Origin of the sequence: Chryseobacterium shigense (genome assembly GCF_900156575.1) — a bacterium.
Lineage (GTDB): Bacteria > Bacteroidota > Bacteroidia > Flavobacteriales > Weeksellaceae > Chryseobacterium > Chryseobacterium shigense.
The window spans coordinates 1,198,824-1,223,335 of sequence record NZ_FTNY01000001.1 but is presented as its reverse complement, the minus strand read 5'-3'; the positions used below and the strand labels follow the sequence as shown (position 1 = coordinate 1,223,335).

Here is a 24,512-nt window from a genome sequence, read left to right as displayed (position 1 = left end):
TCTATCTTTTTCCTATTGCTTTTTCCAATGAATTAATATTCCAAAGATATTTTAACTTTTTTAAGAGCGTTATTATAATAAACAAACTTATCACAAGGATTTTTAGTTTAACCCAAAATCTCAGCAAGCTTTCTAGTCAGATTTCTTCTTGAGAACTGCTCTATATTCTGAGTGTTTTCAAGCAGATCTCCTTTTTTCCATTGCTCAAATTGTTCAAGGATAAAATCTTTAATTACTTTAGAATCTTTGTAGCTGAAATGTTTTCCGGAAGCAGTTTCGGCAAGGATTCTTGAAACATCAGCTTCATCCGGCCCAAAAGAAATAATTTGCTTTCCGGTGGCCAGATATTCAAATATTTTTCCAGGAATAATTCCTTTAGATGATTCATTGGGAAAATTCGTGATCAGCAAAAGATCTGAATGAGCCATCTCTTCAACGGCTTTGTCATGAGAAATATAGCCTAAGTTCAGGATACAATTCTTTAAGTTTGAATTTTCAATAGACTGTAGAATTTTATCATCAATTCTGCCAGCAAATTTTAAAGTAAATTGTTCTGCAAAGTCTTTATTTTCCGTGATTAACTCATCAAGAACATTCCATAGATTTTCAGGATTTCTTAACTGCTCAAGAACTCCGATATAGCTTAATGTGAAAGATTTACGATCTTGTCCGTTCGCTGTTTCGATTCGTGGAGCCGAAGCATCGCTTTCATCAAAACCATTCGTAATACAAATGGCATTGGCTCCTGCTTTCCTGAAGTTTTCTGCGTCTGTATAGCTTGTAGCTAATGTAATATCTGCGGTTTTAAAAACGGAACTTTCCAGCTGACGGTGCTTCCTGTCTGAACTTTTTGTGAGTTTTAAATGTTTATAGTAAGAAATCTCTGTCCATGGATCACGGAAATCGGCAATCCATTTCATCTCCGGGAATTTCTTTTTCAGTCCGAGACCAATCATGTGAAGAGAGTGGGGCGGCCCGGAAGTCACGACCACATCGATTTTATTTTCTATTAAATATTGCTCTAAGAATTTGATAGAAGGTTTTACCCAAAATACCCTGGCATCAGGAATGAAGAAGTTTCCTCTTACCCAGATCGAAAGTTTTGATTTCCAGCTCTGATTTTTACCCACATCAAATTGCCCGGCTTTGAATTTTTTATTGCTTTTATTCAGTTTCTCAGCCAGTTGGTAAGGTTCCCATATCTTGGTTTTTACAATCTCCAGATGTTGAGGAATATCTTTCATAAGACTTTCATCCAGTAGGGGATAACTTGGGTTTTCCGGGGTGTAAATCACAGGATTCCAGCCAAATTCCGGAAGATATTTGGCAAACTTCAGCCATCTTTGAACACCAGGACCTCCCGCAGGAGGCCAGTAATAGGTGATGATCAATATTTTTTTTTGTTCCATTAATTGAAGATTTGAATCTGAATCTTAATAGTCTTAACAACTTAAGTAATTCTTAATGTTTTACATTTAACCATTAAGGTCCGCGTTAAGAATTAAGATGATTAAGTATAAACTCCGTTCTAAGCTTTTTCTTCAGTTAAAGTGATCCTTTTCTTGTTTTTATACATCCAGAAGATCCCGAATCCACTCAGTGCGATAAATAATCCGAAGCATAAAAGCGACAGCCATTTACCTTTTTCAATCACTTCAGGTTCAAAAACCATTCTGATGTTGTGGTTCCCGGCAGGAACATGTACCGCACGCAGAAGATAATCAGCCTTGATATAAGGAACTTCTTTTTCATCTACCAGCACTTTCCATCCATGAGGATAGTAGATCTCAGAAAACACAGCCAATTGAGGGGTCTTAGACTGAGATTTAAATTCCAGCTCGTTCGGTTGGTATTTGGTTAAGTTGATAAATGCTGTAGAATCTGTCTGAACAGATTTATTGGTGAAGTAAGGTTTGTCTGATGCAGCAATAACGGCTGTTTTCTTACTGTCAATAACCCCGATAGCCTTGATTTCTTCATCAGGAGTGTTCACGAATTTCAGATCGCTTACAAACCATGCATTTCCGTTGGCTTTGGCATTCGGCATTGCCTGAGGCTTGTCCGGACCGCCCATTACCCAGTATTTTGCATTAAGAAGGTTAAGAATATTCGGTACTTTCACAGAGTCCATAACCTGAAAATATTCATTGATCACGTCGTCATATCTTCTCAGCTTTACCGCATGGTAACCTCCGATTGAAGATTTGAAATAAGACGTATTGGTCTCACTGAATGTTCCTAAAATATTATTGAAAATTCTATAGTGTGTTTTATCTTTTTCAGCAATCGTTTCAAGGGTTTTATTCACGTTGACATTCGCTAAAATAGATTCTAAATTCGGATTTCCCTGAACTTTTTCAGCCATTAGATCTGAACCTTCAGTCTGGAATGGATTTTCAGCGAAGATTTTGTCTACATAATTCTCATCATTCAGATAACGTTTGTTGACCGTCCAGAGATCGAATAAGCTTACTGCTCCAATAATAATCAAAGCGATATTCTGGCTCATTTTCTTTTTCATCGTTAAGAAAAGGACAGCTGCCGTTATAGCTACGTAAATCAGTGCCTTTATGGCATCAATTCTGAATAATTTGAATCTCTCATCAGCAAGATAATCCAACAGGAAAGGTGGGAAATATGTTTTTTCTCCATCGGTATAAAAACCAAGCAGTGATTTTCCAAAAATCAGCAGAACAAGAAGGAGTCCTAAAGTTCCACCACTTACATAGATAAGGATTTTCTTTTTGTATTCCTCTGTCAGTTTCTCATCGGTAAAGAACCTGTAGATCCCGATAATCGCAATCAGAGGGAATAATAATTCTACCACCACAAGAATGGAAGAAGGGGCTCTGAATTTGCTGTAAAAAGGAACGTAGTCGATAAAGAAGTCAGACAGTGGCATAAAGTTGCTTCCCCATGCCAGTAAAACGGTCAGGATAGAAGCTCCGAGAATCCAGTACCTGTATTTTTTCCAGGCGAAGAAGAATCCTAATAAAGCAAGGAAACATACAACGGCACCCTGATAAGCAGGGCCCGAAGTTCCGGGCTGATCTCCCCAATAGGTAACCCCGTTGAAACCTTTGGAAATCCTGTCCATTTCTGCTTGCGAGCCTACGTTTTCCTGGATAAGTTCCTGAACCTTATTCATCATTTCTTTAGCTTCCGGTTCCTGGCTTCCGCCCCCCATCAGCCTTGGAATGAAAAGATTCAATGTTTCCAGTTTTCCGTAGCTCCACATCAGAATACTGGTTTTATCCAATCCTGATTCTCCAGAAGTATGACTGTCATTCGTCAGGATCTGTTTCCCACGGACGGTTTCTTTGATGTACTCGGAATTGGCCATAATCCTTTGAGAGTTCATTCCCACGCCAATGGCACATGAAGCAGCGATAATTCCTGATGAAATAAGGAAATGCTTCATCGGGATCTTTTTCTGAATCGCTCTTACCAATTCGGAGAGGAATAAAAATCCTAAAGCCAGAAACAGATAATAGGTCATCTGCGGATGATTGGCTGCAATCTGAAGCCCCATAAACAGGGTTGTTGCAATGAATCCCCAGATGTACTGTTTCCGGATATAGACCAGTATAATTCCGGCAAGCAGTGGCGCGAAATATTCAATAGTATTGACTTTTCCGTTGTGCCCGGCCGCAATAATGATATAAAAATAGGTAGATAAACCGAAGAAAGTTGCCCCCAATAGAGCATACTTCCAGTTTCTGACGGCTACCATTCCAAGGAAGAAAAATCCTGCAAAAAGCAAGAAAAGATAATTAACCGGTCTTGGAAGGAAGTTCAGGTTGCTGTCTATCTTTTTGATGATATCGCCTTTAAACTGGCTTCCCATCTGATAGGTAGGCATCCCGCCAAACATGGAATCACTCCAGTAGGTTTCGTTTCCGGTATCGGCTCTGTAGTCCAGGAGCTCTTTTGCGCCTCCTCTGTACTGTACGATATCATGTTGAAAAAGTTGTTTCCCTGAAAAAACAGGGGTGGAGTATAAAAATGCTAAAACTATAAAGACAACTAATGAAATTGCAATATAAATTAAGTTTTTATTTTTAGCCATGCTGGTTATTATCTTTTATTTCTTGGAATTTTACCTTTTGTCTTTGGTTTCTTTCACCTCCTCATAGTCAACGGTTTCTGCATCCCAGTTGAGGTTCTGTTTATTCTTATCTGAGCTGTTGAGGTCCTGCTGTTGGTTACGGTTGTCCTTATTATTGTTAAACCTGTAACTATAAAAAGTTTTGAAAAAGAGCCTTCTCAGGATATTCCAGACAAAGAACATAATAATAGCTGTGAGTACTAACTCAAGAATGTACTTCATAATTTCTAATTTAAATTCAAAGTTTAAGATTTAAAGTTCAGTGTTTACAACTCAAAGCTTCTAGTGATTCCGAAGGTTACTATTAAAAACAGCAACCCGCTCAAACCCTAATAGTCTTTAACTCTCAAACACTCTAACCCTAAAACGTCTTTAATTCAATTATTTGGCAGAAGGATTGACCATGACAGAAGATTTAGACGTACTTTTCATAGACTGTGACTGCTTTCCGTCTGAAATAGTTTCAATCTGTGTAGTTTTTACATCGATATTCTGGTTGGTGATCCATCCTGTACTTTGGTCAAACTTAATGGTTCCGTTCTGAGCAAGTTCGCTGCTAAGGCTATGCGTGATCGGTCCCTGGGTTTTCTTTTCAGTTTTTTTAGGAATTCCTCCTGTTACTGAAATTTCTGCCGTTCCGTTTCCTACACTTTTCAATATATAGTTTGACGTCACTTTAACGCTACCGCTTGCATCAGCATTTTCAGAAGTGGTCCACTTTTCACCGATCTTCACTCCTTTTTTAGGAATAATCGTTAAATTTTTATTAAGCTGGTCTTTCAATACCTTTTCATTAAAAGTTTCTTTAAGACTGGCTACCACGCTTGCTTTTTGGTTCGCATCTTTGATCAGCGTTCCTACGGCATTGGTCACTTTGGTATAAACAGCATCAAAACCGGTAATAGATACTACATTTCCTTTCGTATCCATTTTCATGTTCAGCTTGTTTCCGGTAAGCGCTTTGTTGATATTCCAGATCATTTTCAGATCATCTTCTTTCGGAATAGCCTGCTTGGTATCTACAATTACTGTTTTGCCCTGTGCACTTTGTGAATTTCTTTTTGCCACAAGATTAAGGGTCATATCATACACATTACCTTTGATATCATTGACGGTAAAATTCATCTCGTCTGTAGATTCGCTGGTTGCCGTGATCGTTTTTCCCTGAGGATCTTCCATCGTTTTTACATCCCTCTGGTACGTGGTAAGAGGATACGTTTTTCCTTTTTCCAGCTTAAAGGTCTGAGTGAAAACACCCGCAGAATCTTTGATTGCCGGATTTTCAGCTACTTTAGCCACAGAGTCTGCAGGAACTTCTACAGTTACTGTTTTCCCTGTTTTAGGATCTACTTTAGTGATGGTTGCCGTTTCTTTTTTACAAGAAACAAGAGCTATAGATGAGATGAGCATGAATGCTGCTACGTTTTTCATTTTAATTTTTTTAAGTTTAAATTTTACTGATAATTTTGTTCTGTGCATCAATAACGATACCATAAAACATCACGATAAAATACTTATGTCCCGACCGCTGATTAAAGAGTGGCAGTGGCAACGATCTTTTGTCTTACCGCTTCATACAAGATAGCCCCGCATGCTACAGAAACGTTGAGAGACTGGGTTTTTCCTTCAATAGGAAGTTTTATTTTCTCGTCCGAATGATGCATAACTTCTTTAGAGATTCCGGTTTCCTCATTTCCCATGACAATCGCACAAGGTTCCGTAAAATTCACATCATAGATTAATTTCTGAGCCTTTTCAGTCGCTGCAAATACAGAAATCCCACTTTGCTGAAGGAAATCTACTGCGTGCGCAAGATTCGGTTCCTTACAGATCTTGATATTGTAAAGGGCACCCGCAGATGTTTTGATAGCGTCTGAATTGATAGGTGCTCCTCCTTTTTCAGGAATAATGATGGCATCTACGCCTACACACTCTGCTGTTCTGCATATCGCTCCGAAGTTTCTCACATCTGTAAGTCTGTCCAGAATCAACAAGAAAGGCGTTTTCCCTTCTTCGAATAACTGCGGAACAATGTCTTCCACTCTGTGAAACGGAACATCAGAAATAAAAGCCACCACACCCTGGTGGTTTTTTCTTGTAAAACGGTTCAGTTTTTCAATCGGTACATAGTTGGGACGGATTTTATGTTGGGCTAAAATAGTCTTCAGCTCAGCATAAATAGGACCCTGAAGTGCATTCTGCACAAAGATCTTATCAATCGTTTTTCCCGCTTCGATGGCTTCTATTACAGGACGAAGTCCGAAAATGAAATCGTCTTTTTTGTTTTCGTTTGTCAAAATTTATTTTTTCTGTTGTTAAACTTATTCAAGGCAGGGCGGCTCTTCTACTGTTTTGTATCTGTTTTCAAAGCGAGAATCTGTTGTAGTGATCGCTGCCATTTTTCTTTCATCATTATAAACATCCCATACTGCCTGGTGGTTGTCTTTAATATCCAATGTATACATTACATTTTCCTGTCCTTTTTCTGCATTTTCTTCTTGCAGCTCAAACAGGTAAGTATTTCCGTCTTTTCTGATATTCTTGATCTGAAAATAATACGCATCCTGCCCAATGATATGTTCTAATGCATATTTTTCTTTATTGCTCAAAATGATTTTCTGGTTCTGATAATCACACGGAATATAGATGATATATTTTGAGTCTTTTTTGGTGAGCATCGTCCATTCTTTTGGAAGAGATTTGAAAATATCATCCCAACGGTCAGAGCTCTTTATGCCGGGCTGATGATTTTTGGGAACCCTACTTTCTGATGGTTTTGAAAGGCTGTCACCAGCAGATGTTTTTACAGCATCACTTTTGGGGGAACAACTCACCAAACCAATGACGAGTGCACCTAAAAGGAAGAACTGTGGAAAAAAAACTTTCTTCATCAAAATATTAATATTTCTCGCCCAATATTGCTCTTTTCTGTGCCATGATATAGCCGTAATGAAGGCTTTCATGCATATTGTTGAAGATAATAGCATCCTGAATACTTTTCAGATCCATTCCGAAACTTGTGGTGTACGGGGTGTAGTCAGAAAAGAAGTCACTGTCATAATCTTTCATTAAAATCTTTGAAGTTTCGGTGAGTAAAAACTCAAGATCTTCCACTTCCGATTTTTGTACATTCAAGTTAGGAAGAGTGCCTTTTTTATAGGTTTCGATCCAATATTTATCTATTCTGAAAGGATTTCCGCTCAGATAATAATGCAAGAGTTGCTGGGTAGCCACTGTATGCGCAATATTCCAGTACATATTGTTGTTGAAACCGTCAGGAATCAGCAAAAGATCTTCGTGCGAAGTATTCTGCAGGATCCCTAAAAGGTTCTTTCTCACCTGTCTGTGTGCTTGAAAATGATAATTCATTTTACAAAATTTTTTAATCACCAAAAATAGTCTAATAAACTGGAAGTGACAATTTTTTGGATCAAGGATTAAATTAAATGTTCTTAAATCGTGAAAAAAAATGTTAATTGTTATTGTTTTCATGTCAATACAAACCATAAAAACGTCTTTTGTTTTTACAAATTATAAAAAAACTCCTCTGAAAATGATTCAAAGGAGTTTTTAGCTTTTTTAGACTCCAACGATCTGAATATGATTCAGGGTGATTGTGGTCGGCTCTTTATTGGAGAATGTTTATTTTTTAATGATTTTATGCTTAAAAGTTATTCCATCTTTTAAAACGATAGTAACGAAATATATTCCTGTATTGAAGGGAGACAGATCGATTCGGTTCTCTTTATGGGTTTCAGCTAATTTTTTTCCGTCGATGCTGAAAAGGCTTATGGATGCTATATCTTCTTTTGATCTTATGTTGACGAAGTCAGAAGTTGGGTTAGGATATATACTTACATCTACAGTCTTAATATCCTTGACATCCAAAACTGCGCTGCTTTTGCCCTGCATATATACCGATAAATAAACATCTCCCTGCTGCTGATTGAAAACGGCGGTCGGGATCGTATGTTTCAAAGTGTGATTTCCGGCTGCTATGTTGGGTAATGTAAACCCTCTGACAGGAACAGAATTTCCCGGACACCAGTTGTTCCATGCGGTCCACTCAGTAAGACTTTTAGGAACCGTTCCGTAGATTCCATTGCCCTGGGTGTTATAGACTCTGTAGGGCTCGCAGGAAATTCCTCCCGGAGTATAGGTGAGTACCTGAACATTATCCATATAAGTGTAGTTTTGTCTTCGTACATATTCTTCACCGCCACTGTTGGCGCCATGCGGAGTAGATATTACATAGAAACGCGCATTGGTAACCGGATTAGGAAGGTTAAAGTTGACAATCCTTACCGTTTCACCGGCAACATCCGTGTTGTTGTAGTTATTAAGCGTGTTGTAAGTCAATATAGGAACGATGGTATTATAGTCTGAAGGTGTGGCGCCCGCATTGGTTGAAAAGAAATTTAAAGTTCCTGAAAAAACATCAATTCTGCCGGAACATCCTGCTACCTGGGTTTGGGCTGCATAAGGAACACCAAAAACATCAAGTTCCATATACATATCATAAGTGTTGCGGAGTCCAGTATCATGAAATACACTATACAGATTGCTCAAATCATAAGTGTAAGGTACCTCAAGAGGAGAGCGGTTTTTATTCATAAACGGGGTGATGTATCGGCCTACTTCAATTCTTTTCACATTGGCATCGTTGATGGTGTAGGTAGGTTGATTTTTGGGTATCATGGCCAGATAAACACTTCCCAGGCGATCGTAATTGTCACACAACGCACCTATCGTTACCCTCATGGCGATTTTTGCCTTAAAGGAGTCGAGCTCTGCGTCGGTAAGTTTTCTGGCATATTTTGTATTGGAGAGCCTGATGAGGCCTGCCGGAACCGGATCCGATACCGTTGCTGCATAACCATCATAATAGGTTGCCTGCGAAATCACATTCACCTGATTGGTCTGTGAATGGAAAAGGCTGGCCAATAAAATATTCAGAAAAAATATTTTTTTATACATATTGTCTGTATTTATCACAAATATATTAAATATTCATTTAAAGTATTGATAATTTATATTCAAAAATCACATTTCTTTGAAAAATTAAAATTTTATCATTAAATTAGCGCAATGTTCAATATTAATTAATCAATGATGAAAAAAATTTTACTTTTCTCTTTGTTATCGACTGCATTAACGTTTAATGCTCAGATCAGTTTAAACATTGGAAGTACAACTGTCGGAACGGCACCGGTGAGTAGTTTTTTTTCATATTCTTATGTTCAGCAGCTTTATCCTAAACAGGAGATCAATGCCAATGCTGCAGGAAACATTACAGGTCTTACATTTTATATTGATCCTTCAGCGACTATTGCTGATTCTTCAGACTGGACGGTTTATATAGGACATACATCAAAGACTGCATTTGCTTCCGGTACAGACTGGATTCCTGTCTCGCAACTGACTCAGGTATATGCCGGTACCGTCACTAAAACAAGCAATAGAGTAGACGTAAGTTTTACTACACCATTTGCTTATAATAATACGGATGATTTGGTCATCGCTGCACGAGAAAATTCTCAGAGCATTGACATTAATAATTTTGATGAAGCCTTTCGTGTTTATGCTTATACTCCCAACTCTACTCTTTATTACAAAGGGGACCGTATGGTTGTAGATCCCGCACTCCCTCCCGGTGGAATAAGAGCAGATTATAAATCATCGATTACTATTTCGGGTCTGACGCCAAGATCTACTCCCGCATGTCCATTGGTAAGCTATCCTTTAAATAATGCACAGTCTGTTCCTCTGGTTCCCAATATCAAATGGTTCCCTGTTTCGGCAGCGGACTCCTATAAAGTTTCTTTAGGAACAAGCCCGGGAAGCACAGATGTTATCAATCAGCAGATTGTGACAGGAACTAATTTTACACCTTTAGTGCCTCTTAATGCGAATACCAATTATTATTTAAAAGTTGCTGCTGTTTCAGCTGGTGTTGAGTCTTCAGGATGTGCAGATCTAATGTTTAAAACGATACCTCCGATTCCTTTAAATGATGAATGTTCCGGTGCCTTAGTGGCATCTGCTTTCCCGTACGAGTATACGCAGATGGATGCAATATCTGCTACAAATAATAATGGATTCATAACCTCATGTGCCGACGCAATGAATGACGGGACGTGGTTTAAATTTACAGGAGACGGTGGACAGTTTACCGTTGGGATAACAATGCCTTCAGGAAGTACCTACGATCCTCAGATGGATATATACAGGGGTACATGCAGTAGCCTGGTGTGCGTTCAGGCAGTAGATAATGGTGGCGGTGGCGCCGCAGAAACCTATACATTCACAACGACAGCAGGAACTGAATATTTTATCAATGTGGGGGCTTACGAAGAAACAGTCGATATGCCGGAAAATGTTTTTACCATTAAGATTGTCAAGCTTTAACAAAGGTGAATGGGCAATTGTGAATCTTACTACTCGTCGGTGATTGATTATTGACTTGCAAAGCAAAATTACCCCTTCACATACAAAACTCATCATTTAACACACTGTTTTATAAGATAATATTACCGTAACTTTCACTGTATGAATTGATTTTGTACAGTGAAAGTTGTTTTGTATCATGATGAGCGCTTTACCAATCCCGGAATATTTAACAAACTTTAACTCAAAAATGGCATTCATTATGTTGATTGCTGCCAGTATTTATCAGAAATTTACCACTTATTTTAATTAAAGCTATGTCAGAGATATATCAAGCCGAAGATATCCGCCAGTTGACGGAAAAAGTAAAAGAAAAAAACTACTTATTTTCCCTTCTGAGACAGGAGATCAACAAAGTGATCATTGGACAGGAATACATGATAGACCGCCTTTTGGTAGGTCTTTTGGGGAATGGACACGTTCTTTTGGAAGGAGTACCCGGACTGGCAAAAACTCTGGCGATCAAAACCCTGGCCGAAGCTGTTCACGGACAATTCTCCAGAATACAGTTTACACCGGATTTACTCCCTGCAGACGTCGTAGGAACGATGATCTTCAATATTAAGGACAATGATTTTTCCATAAAAAAAGGACCTGTTTTCGCCAATTTCGTATTGGCGGATGAGATCAACCGTGCGCCGGCTAAGGTACAATCAGCACTATTGGAAGTAATGCAGGAAAAGCAAGTTACCATCGGTGATGAAACCATGAAGCTTCCAAAACCATTTCTAGTACTGGCTACCCAAAACCCGATTGATCAGGAAGGAACCTATCTGTTACCTGAAGCTCAGAGCGACCGTTTTATGCTGAAATGTAAAATCGATTATCCGAGTTTTGAGGATGAAAGAACGGTCATGAGAATGGTTTCTACCTCTCATCAGCCTGTTGTGAAACCTGTCATCTCATTACAGGATATTGTAGATGCTAAAGAACTGATCAATCAGATTTATCTGGATGAAAAGATCGAAAAATATATTCTGGATATGGTTTTTGCCACCCGTTATCCTGAAAACTACGGACTTTCTGAACTTAAAAATTATATAGGATTCGGAGCGTCACCAAGAGCATCCATCAACCTTGCCATAGCATCCAGAACGTATGCATTCCTGAAAGGAAGAGCATTTGTTATTCCTGAAGATGTAAAAGCTTTGGCTCAGGATGTATTAAGGCACAGAATTGGTCTTACTTTCGAGGCTGAGGCAGAAGAGATTACATCAGAAGAAATTATCAATAGAATCTTAGCAAAAATTCAGGCACCCTGATGAGTGAGGTGATGATCAGAAAAGCGGTTCAGGAAGATTGTGCTCCCATGCTGGAGCTGATCAGAGAGCTTGCAGAATATGAAAAAGCACTCCATGAAGTGACGATAACTCTGGATGAATTTGTAGAGGACGGCTTTGGAGTATCTCCGGTATGGGGAGCTTTTGTTGCTGAACTCAACCATGAGATTGTAGGGATTTCCTTATATTATGACAGATTTTCGACCTGGAAGGGCAGAAGACTGTATCTTGAAGATCTCGTAGTGACAGAAAAAATGAGGGGAAAACAGATCGGAAAACTTTTGTTTGAAGCGACTTTAGAGCATGGGAAATCTAACCAGTACAGCGGGATGGTTTTTCAGGTACTGAACTGGAATGAACCCGCGATTAATTTTTATAAGAAATACAGCCCGAAATTTGATAATGAATGGCTGAATGTTTCAATTGAATTGGTAGATTAGAAGTTAGAGGTGAGAAGTTAGAATGGACAATGGGAATACCTGAAACACTGCATCTCGAAACCCGCAACGCATTTATGGAAATAAAAGATATTGTAAAGAAAGTAAAGCAGATTGAGATCCGTACCCGAAAGAAGACGGAAGCTTCGCTTATGGGACAGTATCACAGTGCTTTTAAAGGTCAGGGAATGACTTTCTCCGAGGTCCGTCCCTATCAGTTTGGTGATGAGATCCGCAGAATCGACTGGAATAAAACTGCCCGTTTCCGTGAGCCTTTCGTCAAAGTGATGGAAGAAGAAAGAGAGCTGACAATGATGATTCTCGTAGATATTTCAGCTTCCATGGATTACGGTACCAAAGGCCAGCTGAAAAGAGAATATGTAGCAGAAATTGCGGCCAGCCTTGGATTTTCGGCTGCCGGAAACAATGATAAAGTAGGGCTGATCCTGTTTGCAGATAAAGTGTATAAAGTCATTCCGCCACAGAAAGGCAGAAAGCATATTCTTTCGATCATCAGCAATATTCTGACGGCAGATTATGTACCTGCAGTGTCCAGGATTGATAAAGCCATGGAATATATGATGGGGATTTTCAAAAGAAAATCTCTGGTTTTTCTGTTTTCTGATTTTGAAGATACCTACGATTCTAAAATGCTTCGGGTAGCTTCAAAGAAACATCAGCTGCTGGGTATAAGAATCTATGACGAAAAAGATAATGAAATTCCTGATGTAGGCTATGTACTTTTGCATGATGCTGAAACGGGAAAAGAAATATGGGCCAATACTTCCAGTGCGAGATGGAGATATACCTTCGCGGAAGCCCAGAAACAGAAAGTCCGTGCTCTGGAAGAAGATTTTGCTACCAGTTCGGCCAGTTTTTTGAATGTCAACACCGGTGCTGATTATTCGAAATTACTGTATAATTATTTCCAGAAGAAGTAAACCAAAATAACAAAGGCTTTGGCCTTAACTACTATTATTAGAAATTGAAAAAAATATTATTCATACTGTCTTTTTTTATTTGTGGAAGTGTTTTTTCACAGATACTGTCTTCCAATCTTGAAAAGAAGACCTTGGCTTTAGGCGAAGTGAATCGTTTAATGATTAGAATTGACAATGTTCATGACCTTCAGGTTGTTGCTGCTCCTAAAAATGAATTGCTGCCATTTCATTTCGAGGAGATCAAGGACAGCATAGGACAAAATCAGAATTTCTATGAAAGAAAAATTGAGTTTTCGGTCTATGATGAGGGAAAATTCACTATTCCTGAACTGGAGTTTAGTGTAGGAGGAAAAATCTTAAAAACCATTCCCTATGAAATTGATGTGATCAATACTGCCCAAAAGGCCGATCAGATCAATGATATCATGAACAATAAAGAGGTAAAGCTTGAAACAAAAGATTACTGGGAGCTTTATAAATTTTATATTCTGGCCGCGCTTGCCGTTATCGCTTTGATTATTGCAGTCATTATGTTCATCAAATGGGGCAGAAAATCGAAAAGCTCACCCGTAGTTGCTACGAACCAGACTTTAAAAGAACTGGATTCCCTGAAAAAGAAAAAATACATTGAAGGCGGAAATTTCCGTTCTTTCTATGTGGAGTTAATAGAAATATCAAGAACCTTTATTACCACACAATATCGTCTTCCTGCGGATGTTCTTCTTACCGACGATCTTATTGACGTCATGAAAAAGAATAACACGATTTCCCAGGAAAACGAAAAAATAGTGGAAGATGTATTTTTAAGAGGAGATCTGGTGAAGTTTGCCAAAACCTTCCCTGATCAGGCAACTATGGAAAAAGATTTTGCAGATATCCGCGATTTTGTGAAGAGATCATCAAAAGATTTAGAATTTGAAAACTTAAGAAAGGATGCTTAATTTTGAATTTTACAGTCCGTGGTTTCTGCTGCTCTTTTTGCTGTTCATTCCTTTATTGATTAAAGATGCCGGCAGAAAGAAAAAGAAGGGAATCAAAGTTCCGACGGTCCAGAATATGGAAGAAAGCGGAGGAATCCGTGCGGTGCTTGTTTTGCTTAAACTCTCAAAATATATCATTCTTTCTGCGCTTATCATTGCGATGGCCAGACCGAGAACATTTACGATTTCTCAGGACAGAGATGATACCAAAGGCGTAGATATTATGCTTTCTATAGATGTTTCCCTGAGTATGCTTGCGAAAGACCTGAATCCGGATCGTATTACGGCATTAAAGGATATTGCGGTGAAGTTTGTACAGAAACGTCCGAATGACAGGATAGGCGTGGTGGCTTATGCAGCAGAAGCATTTACCAAAGTGCCGGTGACTTCAGATCATCAGGTCGTTATTGACGAAATTAAAAATCTAAATTCTTCGGGTCTTGAACCGGGAACAGCCATAGGAGAAGGACTTTCTGTAGCGGTCAATCATCTGATCAAAAGCAAAGCTAAAAGCAAAGTGGTGATCCTGATGACAGACGGGGTCAGCAATATTCAGAATGCAATACCTCCACAGCTGGCTGCAGAACTGGCTAAGAATAATAATATAAAAGTATACGCGATTGGTATCGGAACAAACGGCTTTGCGCTGATGCCTACGTCTCAGGATATTTTCGGAGATCTGATTTTCACGGAAACAGAAGTGACCATCGATGAAAATACATTGAAAGAAGTAGCACAAACGACGGGCGGCAGGTATTTCAGAGCGACTTCCAACAGCAGTCTGGAGGAGGTTTATGATGATATCAACCAATTGGAAAAATCAGATGTGAAAGTTTCCAAGCTGTACAATTATGACGAATATTTTAAAATCTTCCTTTGGATCGCATTAGGAATGCTGTTCTTTGATGCGTTGCTGCGATGGGTGTTATATAAATTTTTAAGCTGATGAATTGGTCTTTAGGAAATTACTGGTATTTACTTTTGCTGCTGCTTTTGCCGCTGCTGGCTTCCTTTATGATCCGTTTTTTGAAATGGAAAAAGAAGAAAAGGGAGATTTTTGCTGAGAGCCGTTTTCATGAGAGTTTATTTGAAAAAAGATCAGGATTTACCAGGTTCTTTCCTGCTTTATATCTTTTGGGAACGCTGTTTCTGATATTTTCTATTATTGATCTGCTGAATGGTTCGGAAGAGGTGAAAACCAATCAAAGGCTTAATAATGTTATCTTTATGCTCGATGTCTCCAATTCTATGAATGCGGAGGATATTGATCCGAGCCGTCTTGCAGAAGCGAAGAATCTGATGATGAATACCATGCAGAAGATGAAGAATGATAAAATAGGAATCGTGATCTTTGCCGGAGAAGCAGTTTCTATTATGCCGCTTACCACAGATTACGGTACTGCGGAAACCTACATCAGTGCTATAGAAACCAATTCCATGAAGATCCAGGGTACAGATTTTCTGAAAGGAATGCAGGCGGCGGCGGATAAATTTAAAAATGTAAGTAAAGGCTCAAGAAAGGTGATTCTGCTGAGTGATGGGGAAGACAATGAAGGAAATGACAATGCAGCCATCAGACTAGCCAATAAAGAAGGGATTTCCATAACATCGGTAGGAATAGGAACAGATGAAGGGGCACCGGTACCTGAATATGTTTTCGGACAGCTGATGGGCTACAAAACAGATATGGATGGCGGAACAGTAATCTCCAAGAGACAAACGGAAGCTCTTAAAAAGATGGCAGAGTCCACAGGGGGAGATTATGTCGAAGGAAATAATGTTAATGAAGCACCTGATAAGATCATTGATGCCATGAGCAAAAAATCTTCGTCTGCACAGACGTTGGTAAGGTCCCAGAATGCCAATCATTATTATCAGTATTTTTTGATCGTCTCTATTTTCTTCTTTTTTTTAATTTATATATTGAACCCGAAAAAAGATTTCAATGTATAATGTCGGATACTTTGTCTATCAAGATTTTAAATAAATACTTTAACCGAACTTTAACAAATAGAAGTCTGTTTATTAACATATAAACGAATAATTTTGCAGTTAATGAATACTAAAATCATTTTTTTATCGTTTCTTATTGCTTTCTCATTCTCAAGCGTAGTTTTTGGGCAGGAAAACTATAGAACTTTAGTGTATGAAGGTAATCAGAAATTCAATGGTAAAGACTATGACGGAGCGTCCTCTAAATATATGGAGGCTGTAAAAACCAATGATAAAGATTTTACAGCGCATTATAACCTTGGAAACGCATTGTATAAAAGCAAGAAATATGAAGAGGCTAAAGCAGAGTTTGACAAAGCACAAAAGCTTTCTCAGACCTTGCCTGATAAAACAGCCGCTCTTCATAACCTTGGAAATACCTATATGCAGATGAACCAGCCTGAAAAAGCGGCTGATTATTATAAGCAGGCTCTGAAGCAGAATCCTTACAATGAAGCGACCCGAAAGAATTATGAAATTGCCAAGCTGAAAGAAAAGGAAAAAGAGCAGCAGCAAAAAAACGAGCAGAAAAACTCAGGAAAAGGCGGTGGCGGTGATGATCAGAATAAAAATGATGATCAGAAAGGCGACAAAAAAGATCAGAAGAATGATCAGGGCAGTGGGCAGCAGGAAGAAGGGAAGAGTGAAAAAGGAGATACTCCAAAGCAGGACCAGAATGATGAAGGAAAAATGCCTAAGAACCTTGAAAATGCCATCTTAGATAAAGTAAGCGAAAAAGAAAAAGAAACCGCCAGAAAAATCTTAAACAAGAATTCTTATTCGGTGCCCCAGAGCAACGAAAAAGATTGGTGATGCAGCAGAAATTAATTTACATATTATTCATTCTTGCCTCCGTAATTTCTTACGGACAGGTTAACCTGTTTATGGAATCTGATAAAGCAGAGTACAATGGAAAGGATATAGTAAATCTTACGATTGTTCTTGAACTGAATGGGGTGGATCTAGAGCCGCAGACCCGTTTTCAGCTTCCCGATCTTTCAAAATTTACTATTATCGGAAGCGGATCGGTAACCAATACACTGATTGATCCGGCAACCAATACCCTTGTTACTCAGAAAGTATCCAGAATTGCTCTTGAACCCAAGAAAAAAGGGAAAATCAAAATAGGTTCCGTACTGGTAACAGTTAATAATAAAATCTACAAGACAGAGCCTTTTGACGTCAATATAAAAGATATCATTGAAAAGAGATCTCTTGCCACGAATATTTCCAGCGAGATGTATCTGAACATGGAGATAGAAGATCGCGAGGTCTATCAGGATCAGCCTACGGTTGCTGTATTAAGGGTTTATTCTAAAAACATGGACAACTTCAGAAAGGTAAAAGATGTCCGTCTTCCCCATCAGGATAATATTAACGTTCATCCTATAAGCTTCACGAAATCGGAGATTGATCCTTCAGGAGCAGGAAATATGGCTTCCCAGATTGTAGCTGTATTCATGGTCTTTCCTAATGAAGCAGGATATGTTGATGTTCCGTCTGTGTCCGCATCGGTAAGTTCGTATTCCAACAAAAATAAAATTGTATCCAACAGAGTAAAACTGAATGTAAAAAAACTTCCTGAGGGATCCCCTGAGTATTTTAAAAATGCAGTCGGGAATTTCAGTGTGAATGTCTATAATGCATCAAAAGATAAAATAGAGGTTGAAAAACCCATTCATGTAATAGTGAAAGTATCAGGAGAAGGAAACCTTCCGGATATGTATCTGCCAAAGATTATTTCATCTCCGGATTATGAAGTTTTTAGTCCAAAAATCACTTCTAAAGTGGCTCCGGGAACTACAGGAATGAAAGGTGAAATTTTTGCAAACTATGTAGTGATCCCTAAAAAAGCAGGGCCTATTTCAATCCAAACCGAGCAGTTTGCCTTTTTTGATCCGGCTAGTCGTGAATATGTAGACCTGGGACAGAAAACCCTTGCCGTTAATGCCTTTTCACATGATCAAATTCTGGAATCCCGTACTACGGTTGAAAAAGTAAACGAATATACGAATACCCTTTTAGAAACGGTCAACACGCCTGTTCTGAAGACCACAACATTTAAGGTAAAGGAAAAAAGTAAGTTTCACTGGAATATTCTTTTAACCAATATTGCTATTCTTGTAGGGTTGTTTGTTATCTATCTGTTATTTAAAACTTGGCAAAAAAAACGAGCGTTAGTTAGAGAAACAACATCTCCGAAACCGCTTGGGTCTGTGGCTGAAACAGAAAAAGAAATTCGTGAAACATTAAAAACAGACATCAACGATTATTTCAGCTATCTTGAAAATCTTAAAGATAACGGAGATTACGAAAAGTTCTTTGATACTTTGGAGGAAATGGATCTGGAAGTAAGAAAACAGTATTTGCAAAGCGCTTCAGATGATTTCAGAACACTTCTGGAAAGTGATAAAGGATCTTCTGTTGCTGAGGAATACAGAAATTTATCACAACGGATTCAAATGGAGAAATACTCACCATTGAAATCAGCGGAAGGAATGGAGGAACTTTTAAAAGCAGTTGTTAATTTGTATTCACGAATTAGCAAATAATCACTTTTTTTTCATATTTTTGCGAAATTATTAATTACAAAGAGATGGAAATATTTAATGATTTCTCTATTAAAGAGATCGTTACCTGCTTTATGGTTCTTTTTGCCGTGATCGATATTATCGGTTCTGTTCCCATTGTGGTGAGCCTTCAGCAGAAATTTGGACAGATTGAGGCCGGAAAGGCATCGATAACTGCCGGAGTGATCATGATCGTTTTTCTATTCGTAGGAAATAAAATCCTTAAGCTTATTGGAGTAGATGTGAATTCATTTGCCATTGCCGGAGCTTTTGTGATTTTTATCATAGCACTTGAAATGATTCTTGGAATCGAAATCAACAAAACTACCGAAGCAAAGGCCGCATCCATTGTTCCTATTGCATTTCCGCTGGTAGCAGGAGCCGGTACGCTGACCACTACACTGTCCCTCAGAGCTGAATTTCATGACATTAATATTATTTTAGGAATCGTTCTCAATACAATTTTCGTATATTTGGTGCTGAAATCAGCAAAATGGCTGGAAAACAGAATGGGAGAGGCTACCTTGTCTATTCTTCAGAAGGTTTTCGGAATCATCCTTTTAGCTATTTCAATAAAATTATTCACCGCTAACTTTGCCCAATTGGTGCAGAACTATATTAATTTTTAAGAATCATGCAGAAGTTTTATAAAGTATTTCTAGTTGTGTTTATCGTTTTCATTGCCATCAATCTTTATGCATTAGACTGGCAGACGGATCTTTTATCAGAAGATAACCTGAAGTTTGTATTTTCAATCGCTTCAGCAGTTCTCGGTTTGATTTTGCTTTTTGTCCTGGATACCTGGAGCAGAATTGGAGTGAAGAAGTAATTTCAGAATCACATTATTCTATATAGTAAAACCTCTTTCGTCAGAAGGAGGTTTTTTGTTTTTACTACTGGTGGCTTCGAGTGTATCAATTTCAAAACTTCGTGAGCGGATACGTTTTTTTTAACGGAAAGAAATTGATTACACTATAATAAAGGGAAGCAAAGGCGGAATCAATTTCATTGATTCAATTAAGCAGGCTCTATCCGGAAGCTTTATCAGAGACGAAGTTGAACTCTTTGCCTGCTCCAGCTCAAAAGCACTTTTCATAGCACTTTGCGTAAACAAAAAATCATCTCTTCCTCAAGTTTTGCAGCTGATCCCTTTGAGTGCCTCCGTGCCTCCATCAGTGTATCACGTGTGAAACTAAGGGTAAATTCGAAAATATAAGGAGAAGCCCTAGGTGGGTGCTGCATTTCACCCTAAGAAACCACAAGATTCTTTAAAACAGCCTCCGATTTCAGCTCTGTTTCACGCCATTCTTTTTCCGCATCGCTTTGCGCCGTTATTCCGCCGCCTACAAAAACGTGTACTGAATCTTTATAAAGTCGGGCACATCTTAGATTCACAAAGTACATCACCCATTCATCTGTTTCCACTTTAATAAAGCCGGCATAGAATTCCCGGGGGAATTTCTCAAATTGCTGAATGCTCTTTTTGCAGAAGTCCTTTGGAATTCCGCAGACTGCCGGAGTAGGATGGAGGTCATGGATGAGATTGTCGAGATCCTCAGGCTGTATACGGGCTTTGAAGTCTGTTCTGAGGTGTTTGATGTTTCCTGATATATGATCGTAGGTTTCCGACATCTGTAGGTCCTCAGAATAATTTTCAAGCAGGTCTTTGATGTAAGAGGTCACGGGTTTTTGTTCTTCAATTTCCTTTTCTGTCCATTCCTCAGATACAGGAAGTGTTCCGGCAAGGCTCATGGTTTCAAATTCATGGGTCTTTTTATTGAATTTCCCGAGGGTCTCCGAAAAAGCCCCCATCCAGGCATTCTCTCCATCATTAAAGATGTATCTGAATGCGTTGGGATACGCAATACAAAGCTTTTTAAAGCTTTCTTTATAATCAATACCGCTAAAATCCCTGAAGATCTTTCTTCTTGAGTACACCAGTTTAGGAAGGTCATGGTTTTTGATGACCTCAATGACGTCATGAAGAGTATTGGTATATTCCTCTTTGGTCTCTGCCTTGAAATGACTTTCATCTTTCAAAAGTATTTCACTGGTCATTTCTTTTTGTTCAAATGGTTCCGAAGCTTCAATGATGTTTCCTTCAAAACCGATCTGCCTTAACAGATCAAAAGAGTGAAAACTGATGGATTCTCCATTTTGTTTTTGATCTGTTGAATAGACTGTATCGTCGAAAGGAAGTTTGAAATAAATCATGAGCTTTGGATAGATTTAGAAAATCACCACCCGGAAATAGTATAGGAAATTCCCAGGTTGATTTTCCTTTCGGCAAAGGTATTATTAGTCTTAAAAATGTCAAAATTAAAAGCAGTGTTTTTTAGCGAAATATTGCTCAATTTGTATTCCTGATACTCCGGAGATAAAAGTTTATGCCACCAGGGTAAACATCATAAGATGCTGATTGCTTTTCAAGAAGTTCAGGATCATTATCACGGCATGAGAGGGCCAATAATAAAAGTAACTATGGTAAAAAAAGGGTTTTCATGGTTGCTGTTTTCTTATAAGATGATAAAAAAGAAAAAGGTTGCAGCAAGTATATAAAAAAAGACTCAATTTTTTTTGAGTCTTTTTATTTTGGGCTGATGTTTTAAAACTATCTCAGAAGAATGTTGTTCGTCATCGTAGTATGATTGATGAGCGTACCTTTTTCATCCCTGATTTCAATTTCTGAAACATGCATGGTCTTTCCTTTTCTGATAAAACGGGCTGTAGCGGTTACAATTCCGTCTTTTTTACTTTTAAGGTGGTTGGAATTGATATTTGTTCCTACACCGTAATATTTACTGCCGTCTATAAAAATATTGGATAGGCTTGATCCCAGCGTTTCGGCCAGTACACAGCTTGCTCCTCCATGCAGAATTCCAAAAGGCTGGTGTACCTTTGGCTGAACAGGCATAGTCGCAGTTAACGTTTCATTGTCAACATCGATGTCGATGAATTGTATTTCAAGTGTTTTAGCTAATGTGACATCGTTTCCCCAGTTGTTTAAAAACGTAAGGAGTTCTTCTTTAGTCTGACCTTTCATTTTATAATTGATAAATGATAATTGATGAATGATAAATAGTAAGTCATTGAATCATAGTATTTTCACTAACTTCTAACTTCTAACTTCTAACTTCTTCCTCACTGCCTGTTCCCATAATATTCGGGTTCCAGTTGGCAGGAATTTTAGGTCCGATGTCATTTTTAATATAATACTCCTGGATTTCCTCCATAATCTCTGAAAAAGAAGCAGAAGCAATTCTCTCATACGGAATGGTGTAGCCAAGATAAACGATATTTCTTTTAAAATCACCGGCAGCAAGAACAATAGGCACTTTTGCGGCTAATGCCATATGATAAAATCCTTTTCTCCATTTCGGAACCCAGCTTCTTGTTCCTTCGGGGGTGATTACGAGACTGAAATCTTCTTTTGCAAACTGTTTGGCTACAAAACTTACCAGATCATTTTTCTGTGTTCTGTCGATCCCGATTCCGCCCAATCCTCTTACAACACTTCCGTACCACGCTTTGGTGTGGGCATCTTTGATGATGATTTTAAGTGGTTTCCCCAGAGACCAGTAGGCAAGATTTCCCAATAGATATTCCATGTTGTGGGTGTGGGGTGCTACCACAAGGATACATCGGTCTAAGCTTTTTGCATCGCCCTGTAAAACAACTTTCCAGCCCAACAGCTTTAACATTAATTTACCTATCAGTTTTCTCATATATCTTTAGATTAAAAACAAAAAAGTATAACCAAACAGGTTATACTTTACAAATATATTGAAATATTATCGCTCTTAAAACAAACCGCTGATTAAATCTACGATTTTCATTACAATTTCTAATGCAACTTGTACCATGGTTAAGGTATTTTTTTATTGATTTGGTTAATTTTTTTAACTATACGAATGTATAACATTTTTTTAACATAGCGAACTAAATAATCATATTTTTTTTGTTTTCTGAGAGAAGAAGAGTGTGAATTTCAAACGATTGCCTTCCATTCACACCTCCTGCACTCTCTGAAGTTAATTATTTAGTTTGTATGGAAATTTCGTCTTTTCCGTCCTTGATTTTGATGTCTACGTTTTTATTCATTTTTTTGATCGTAGACTTCATAGAATCCATTACTTTGTCTGCCTGGGAATTCGGAACTTTTTTCCCGTTGATGATAATGCTGTCTTTATCATCAGAGTTGTATTCTATGGTAGAACCATTGACTGAGATCTTATTTTTTTCAATTCTGATCTTTCCGTTTTCGTCCTGATCCTGATCGTCATCATTGATTCCGTCTCCGTTCAGGTCTCCGTCAAAGTCCATTCTGTCTTTTTTCAATGGAATCACCACTGCATTCTGAGGAACTACCAGCTCATAATCCACTCTGTAATGTCTGAATCGGTGTTCGTAAGGATACTTGATGTAGTTGGGAAGCATTACCTTATTACCTACGATTTCTACAGGTACGTTGATCTGAACCGGAACGTTATAGCCGTTTCCTTCTTTTTTAATGATCAGATAAGGTGTTTTCACTTCCGGCTTTCTTGTTACCTCTACAGAGATATAATCTTCTTTATAAACCGTTTTCTTGTCAGAATAAATATCGTCATCATAGGCTGTGAAATTCTGAGGAATATTGACTTGTTTCAAATCTACATAAAGCGTATCTGATGTAGTGTTGATCGCAATATTTTCTGTGTCTTCCTTGCTGCCTTTATAGATCAGGTTTTTCTTCGCCATGCTCACTCCGAAATAGGTTCCCAGGCCAATCAATATAAGAAATAATGCACCGATCACCCATCCGATATTTCTAAGCTTTGTTTTTGGGGAGAATATACGGATACTCAACAAACTGAACAGAATCGTAGGAATCAGACATCCGATGATCATAATGGCTACCAGAACTTTATCCAGACCGTTATCATCCATGTAGAATCTCATTTCATTAGCCCCTGGAAAATCTGCATCCATACCGAATAATCCGAAGATGACAAATATACCGATGATGCTTCCTACTGCCATTAATACAAAGATAGATCCTACAAAATATTTGATGATGTTCCAAACTCCGCTGCCCGCATTGTCAATGTAAGGCTTGGATTCGTTGTACATTTCTCCGACTCTCTGAGTAGATTCGTTGGCAAACTGAACCAATTTATTAGACTCATTTTTAAGATTGTCGAAGTTCATAGGCTTTCCCTTCATTTTCAGAAAATCAGCAGCGGTTTCCGCTCTTGGAAGTACAATCCAGAGAATGACATAAAGAAGACCGATCAGTGAAGAAGAAATAGCTGCGGTGAAAATACCCAGAATAAATATCCCCAACCAGATGGCTCTCATTGCCGTAATATCCATTCCTACATAGTGGGCAAGTCCTGCACATACTCCTGCTACTTTTTGTCTTTCAGGATCACGGAACAGCTGTTTCTTATCTGTATATTCTGCGCCTGACTGAGCTGTTTTTCTTGTATTTTTCTCAGAAAAGTAAGCTTCTTCCTGCTCTTCGATCTTTTCAGGAGATCCAATCTGTGCAATTACTTTTTCTACGTCTGTATCGTTGATTACTTCACGTTTTCCTAAAGAATCTCTGAAGATTTCAACCATTCTTATTTCTATATCATGCATTACCTCCTCCTCCTCTGAAGCATCCAATGAGCTTCTCAGTGCATTCAGGTAATCGCTGAGCTTTATATATGCGTGTTCTTCTATCGTGAAAGAAAAACCTGCGAGTCCTATTGAGAGTGTCTTGTTCATAGC

At 38.4% G+C, this 24,512-nt stretch carries 23 protein-coding genes; 11 read left to right on the top strand and 12 right to left on the bottom strand.

Going from position 1 to position 24,512, the window contains the following annotated elements:
• Nucleotides 1-107: 107 nt before the first annotated feature.
• From BW964_RS05485 to BW964_RS05450, 8 genes are all read right to left on the bottom strand, one after another.
• A complete protein-coding gene (locus tag BW964_RS05485; RefSeq protein WP_076505338.1) occupies nucleotides 108-1,409 on the bottom strand; it encodes a glycosyltransferase family protein in 1,302 nt (433 codons plus the stop codon).
• A gap of 119 nt (nucleotides 1,410-1,528) precedes the next feature.
• On the bottom strand, nucleotides 1,529-4,069 hold the full coding sequence (locus BW964_RS05480; protein ID WP_076505336.1) for a YfhO family protein: 2,541 nt from the start codon (nucleotides 4,067-4,069) through the stop codon (nucleotides 1,529-1,531).
• Between the two features lie 30 nt (nucleotides 4,070-4,099).
• Nucleotides 4,100-4,330 (bottom strand): hypothetical protein, encoded by a 231-nt coding sequence (locus BW964_RS05475; RefSeq protein ID WP_076505334.1) that lies wholly within the window; start codon nucleotides 4,328-4,330, stop codon nucleotides 4,100-4,102.
• A 159-nt stretch (nucleotides 4,331-4,489) separates the two neighbouring features.
• Nucleotides 4,490-5,539: a DUF6263 family protein gene (locus BW964_RS05470; RefSeq protein WP_076505491.1), complete on the bottom strand. Its 1,050-nt coding sequence runs from the start codon at nucleotides 5,537-5,539 to the stop codon at nucleotides 4,490-4,492.
• Between the two features lie 101 nt (nucleotides 5,540-5,640).
• Entirely contained in the window at nucleotides 5,641-6,405 is a 765-nt protein-coding gene (gene rlmB / locus BW964_RS05465; protein ID WP_394333895.1) for a 23S rRNA (guanosine(2251)-2'-O)-methyltransferase RlmB, read from the bottom strand.
• Nucleotides 6,406-6,429: 24 nt separating this feature from the next.
• Complete coding sequence (locus tag BW964_RS05460) at nucleotides 6,430-6,999, bottom strand: hypothetical protein (protein ID WP_076505330.1); 570 nt, start codon at nucleotides 6,997-6,999, stop codon at nucleotides 6,430-6,432.
• Nucleotides 7,000-7,006: 7 nt separating this feature from the next.
• Nucleotides 7,007-7,477: a DinB family protein gene (locus BW964_RS05455; RefSeq protein ID WP_034728833.1), complete on the bottom strand. Its 471-nt coding sequence runs from the start codon at nucleotides 7,475-7,477 to the stop codon at nucleotides 7,007-7,009.
• Between the two features lie 273 nt (nucleotides 7,478-7,750).
• Nucleotides 7,751-9,085 carry a peptide-N-glycosidase F-related protein gene (locus BW964_RS05450; protein WP_076505328.1) on the bottom strand — a complete coding sequence of 445 codons (1,335 nt, stop codon included), beginning with the start codon at nucleotides 9,083-9,085 and terminating at the stop codon, nucleotides 7,751-7,753.
• A gap of 135 nt (nucleotides 9,086-9,220) precedes the next feature.
• Here BW964_RS05450 and BW964_RS05445 point away from each other — a divergent pair, with 135 nt between their 5' ends.
• The 11 genes from BW964_RS05445 to BW964_RS05395 all read left to right on the top strand — a co-directional run bounded on the left by BW964_RS05445 (nucleotide 9,221) and on the right by BW964_RS05395 (nucleotide 19,584).
• Nucleotides 9,221-10,516, top strand: coding sequence for a hypothetical protein (locus BW964_RS05445; protein WP_123912024.1), 1,296 nt, complete (start codon nucleotides 9,221-9,223; stop codon nucleotides 10,514-10,516).
• 296 nt (nucleotides 10,517-10,812) lie between these two features.
• Nucleotides 10,813-11,817 carry an AAA family ATPase gene (locus tag BW964_RS05440; RefSeq protein WP_073333095.1) on the top strand — a complete coding sequence of 335 codons (1,005 nt, stop codon included), beginning with the start codon at nucleotides 10,813-10,815 and terminating at the stop codon, nucleotides 11,815-11,817.
• Nucleotides 11,817-12,275: a GNAT family N-acetyltransferase gene (locus BW964_RS05435; RefSeq protein WP_076505325.1), complete on the top strand. Its 459-nt coding sequence runs from the start codon at nucleotides 11,817-11,819 to the stop codon at nucleotides 12,273-12,275. Before BW964_RS05440 ends, BW964_RS05435 begins: the two co-directional genes overlap by 1 nt.
• A 74-nt stretch (nucleotides 12,276-12,349) precedes the next feature.
• On the top strand, nucleotides 12,350-13,213 hold the full coding sequence (locus BW964_RS05430) for a DUF58 domain-containing protein (protein WP_076505490.1): 864 nt from the start codon (nucleotides 12,350-12,352) through the stop codon (nucleotides 13,211-13,213).
• Between the two features lie 44 nt (nucleotides 13,214-13,257).
• Entirely contained in the window at nucleotides 13,258-14,154 is an 897-nt protein-coding gene (locus BW964_RS05425) for a BatD family protein (protein ID WP_076505324.1), read from the top strand.
• Nucleotides 14,147-15,139 carry a VWA domain-containing protein gene (locus BW964_RS05420; protein ID WP_076505322.1) on the top strand — a complete coding sequence of 331 codons (993 nt, stop codon included), beginning with the start codon at nucleotides 14,147-14,149 and terminating at the stop codon, nucleotides 15,137-15,139. Before BW964_RS05425 ends, BW964_RS05420 begins: the two co-directional genes overlap by 8 nt.
• Nucleotides 15,139-16,146, top strand: a complete 1,008-nt coding sequence (locus BW964_RS05415; protein ID WP_076505321.1) for a vWA domain-containing protein — start codon at nucleotides 15,139-15,141, stop codon at nucleotides 16,144-16,146. Before BW964_RS05420 ends, BW964_RS05415 begins: the two co-directional genes overlap by 1 nt.
• A gap of 102 nt (nucleotides 16,147-16,248) precedes the next feature.
• Nucleotides 16,249-16,998 carry a tetratricopeptide repeat protein gene (locus BW964_RS05410; RefSeq protein ID WP_076505319.1) on the top strand — a complete coding sequence of 250 codons (750 nt, stop codon included), beginning with the start codon at nucleotides 16,249-16,251 and terminating at the stop codon, nucleotides 16,996-16,998.
• Nucleotides 16,998-18,737 (top strand): BatD family protein, encoded by a 1,740-nt coding sequence (locus BW964_RS05405; RefSeq protein ID WP_076505318.1) that lies wholly within the window; start codon nucleotides 16,998-17,000, stop codon nucleotides 18,735-18,737. The genes BW964_RS05410 and BW964_RS05405 overlap by 1 nt, the downstream gene beginning before the upstream one ends.
• 44 nt (nucleotides 18,738-18,781) lie before the next feature.
• Nucleotides 18,782-19,384 carry a MarC family protein gene (locus tag BW964_RS05400; protein WP_034728847.1) on the top strand — a complete coding sequence of 201 codons (603 nt, stop codon included), beginning with the start codon at nucleotides 18,782-18,784 and terminating at the stop codon, nucleotides 19,382-19,384.
• Nucleotides 19,385-19,389: 5 nt separating this feature from the next.
• On the top strand, nucleotides 19,390-19,584 hold the full coding sequence (locus BW964_RS05395; protein ID WP_034728849.1) for a hypothetical protein: 195 nt from the start codon (nucleotides 19,390-19,392) through the stop codon (nucleotides 19,582-19,584).
• A gap of 419 nt (nucleotides 19,585-20,003) precedes the next feature.
• Here BW964_RS05395 and BW964_RS05390 read toward each other — a convergent pair whose 3' ends face one another.
• The 4 genes from BW964_RS05390 to BW964_RS05375 all read right to left on the bottom strand — a co-directional run bounded on the left by BW964_RS05390 (nucleotide 20,004) and on the right by BW964_RS05375 (nucleotide 24,509).
• Nucleotides 20,004-20,969, bottom strand: coding sequence for a chorismate-binding protein (locus BW964_RS05390; protein ID WP_076505316.1), 966 nt, complete (start codon nucleotides 20,967-20,969; stop codon nucleotides 20,004-20,006).
• A 397-nt stretch (nucleotides 20,970-21,366) separates the two neighbouring features.
• Nucleotides 21,367-21,798, bottom strand: coding sequence for a PaaI family thioesterase (locus tag BW964_RS05385; RefSeq protein ID WP_076505314.1), 432 nt, complete (start codon nucleotides 21,796-21,798; stop codon nucleotides 21,367-21,369).
• A 79-nt stretch (nucleotides 21,799-21,877) separates the two neighbouring features.
• Nucleotides 21,878-22,480 carry a 1-acyl-sn-glycerol-3-phosphate acyltransferase gene (locus tag BW964_RS05380; protein ID WP_076505312.1) on the bottom strand — a complete coding sequence of 201 codons (603 nt, stop codon included), beginning with the start codon at nucleotides 22,478-22,480 and terminating at the stop codon, nucleotides 21,878-21,880.
• Nucleotides 22,481-22,790: 310 nt separating this feature from the next.
• Complete coding sequence (locus BW964_RS05375) at nucleotides 22,791-24,509, bottom strand: PspC domain-containing protein (protein WP_076505310.1); 1,719 nt, start codon at nucleotides 24,507-24,509, stop codon at nucleotides 22,791-22,793.
• Between the last annotated feature and the right edge of the window lie 3 nt (nucleotides 24,510-24,512).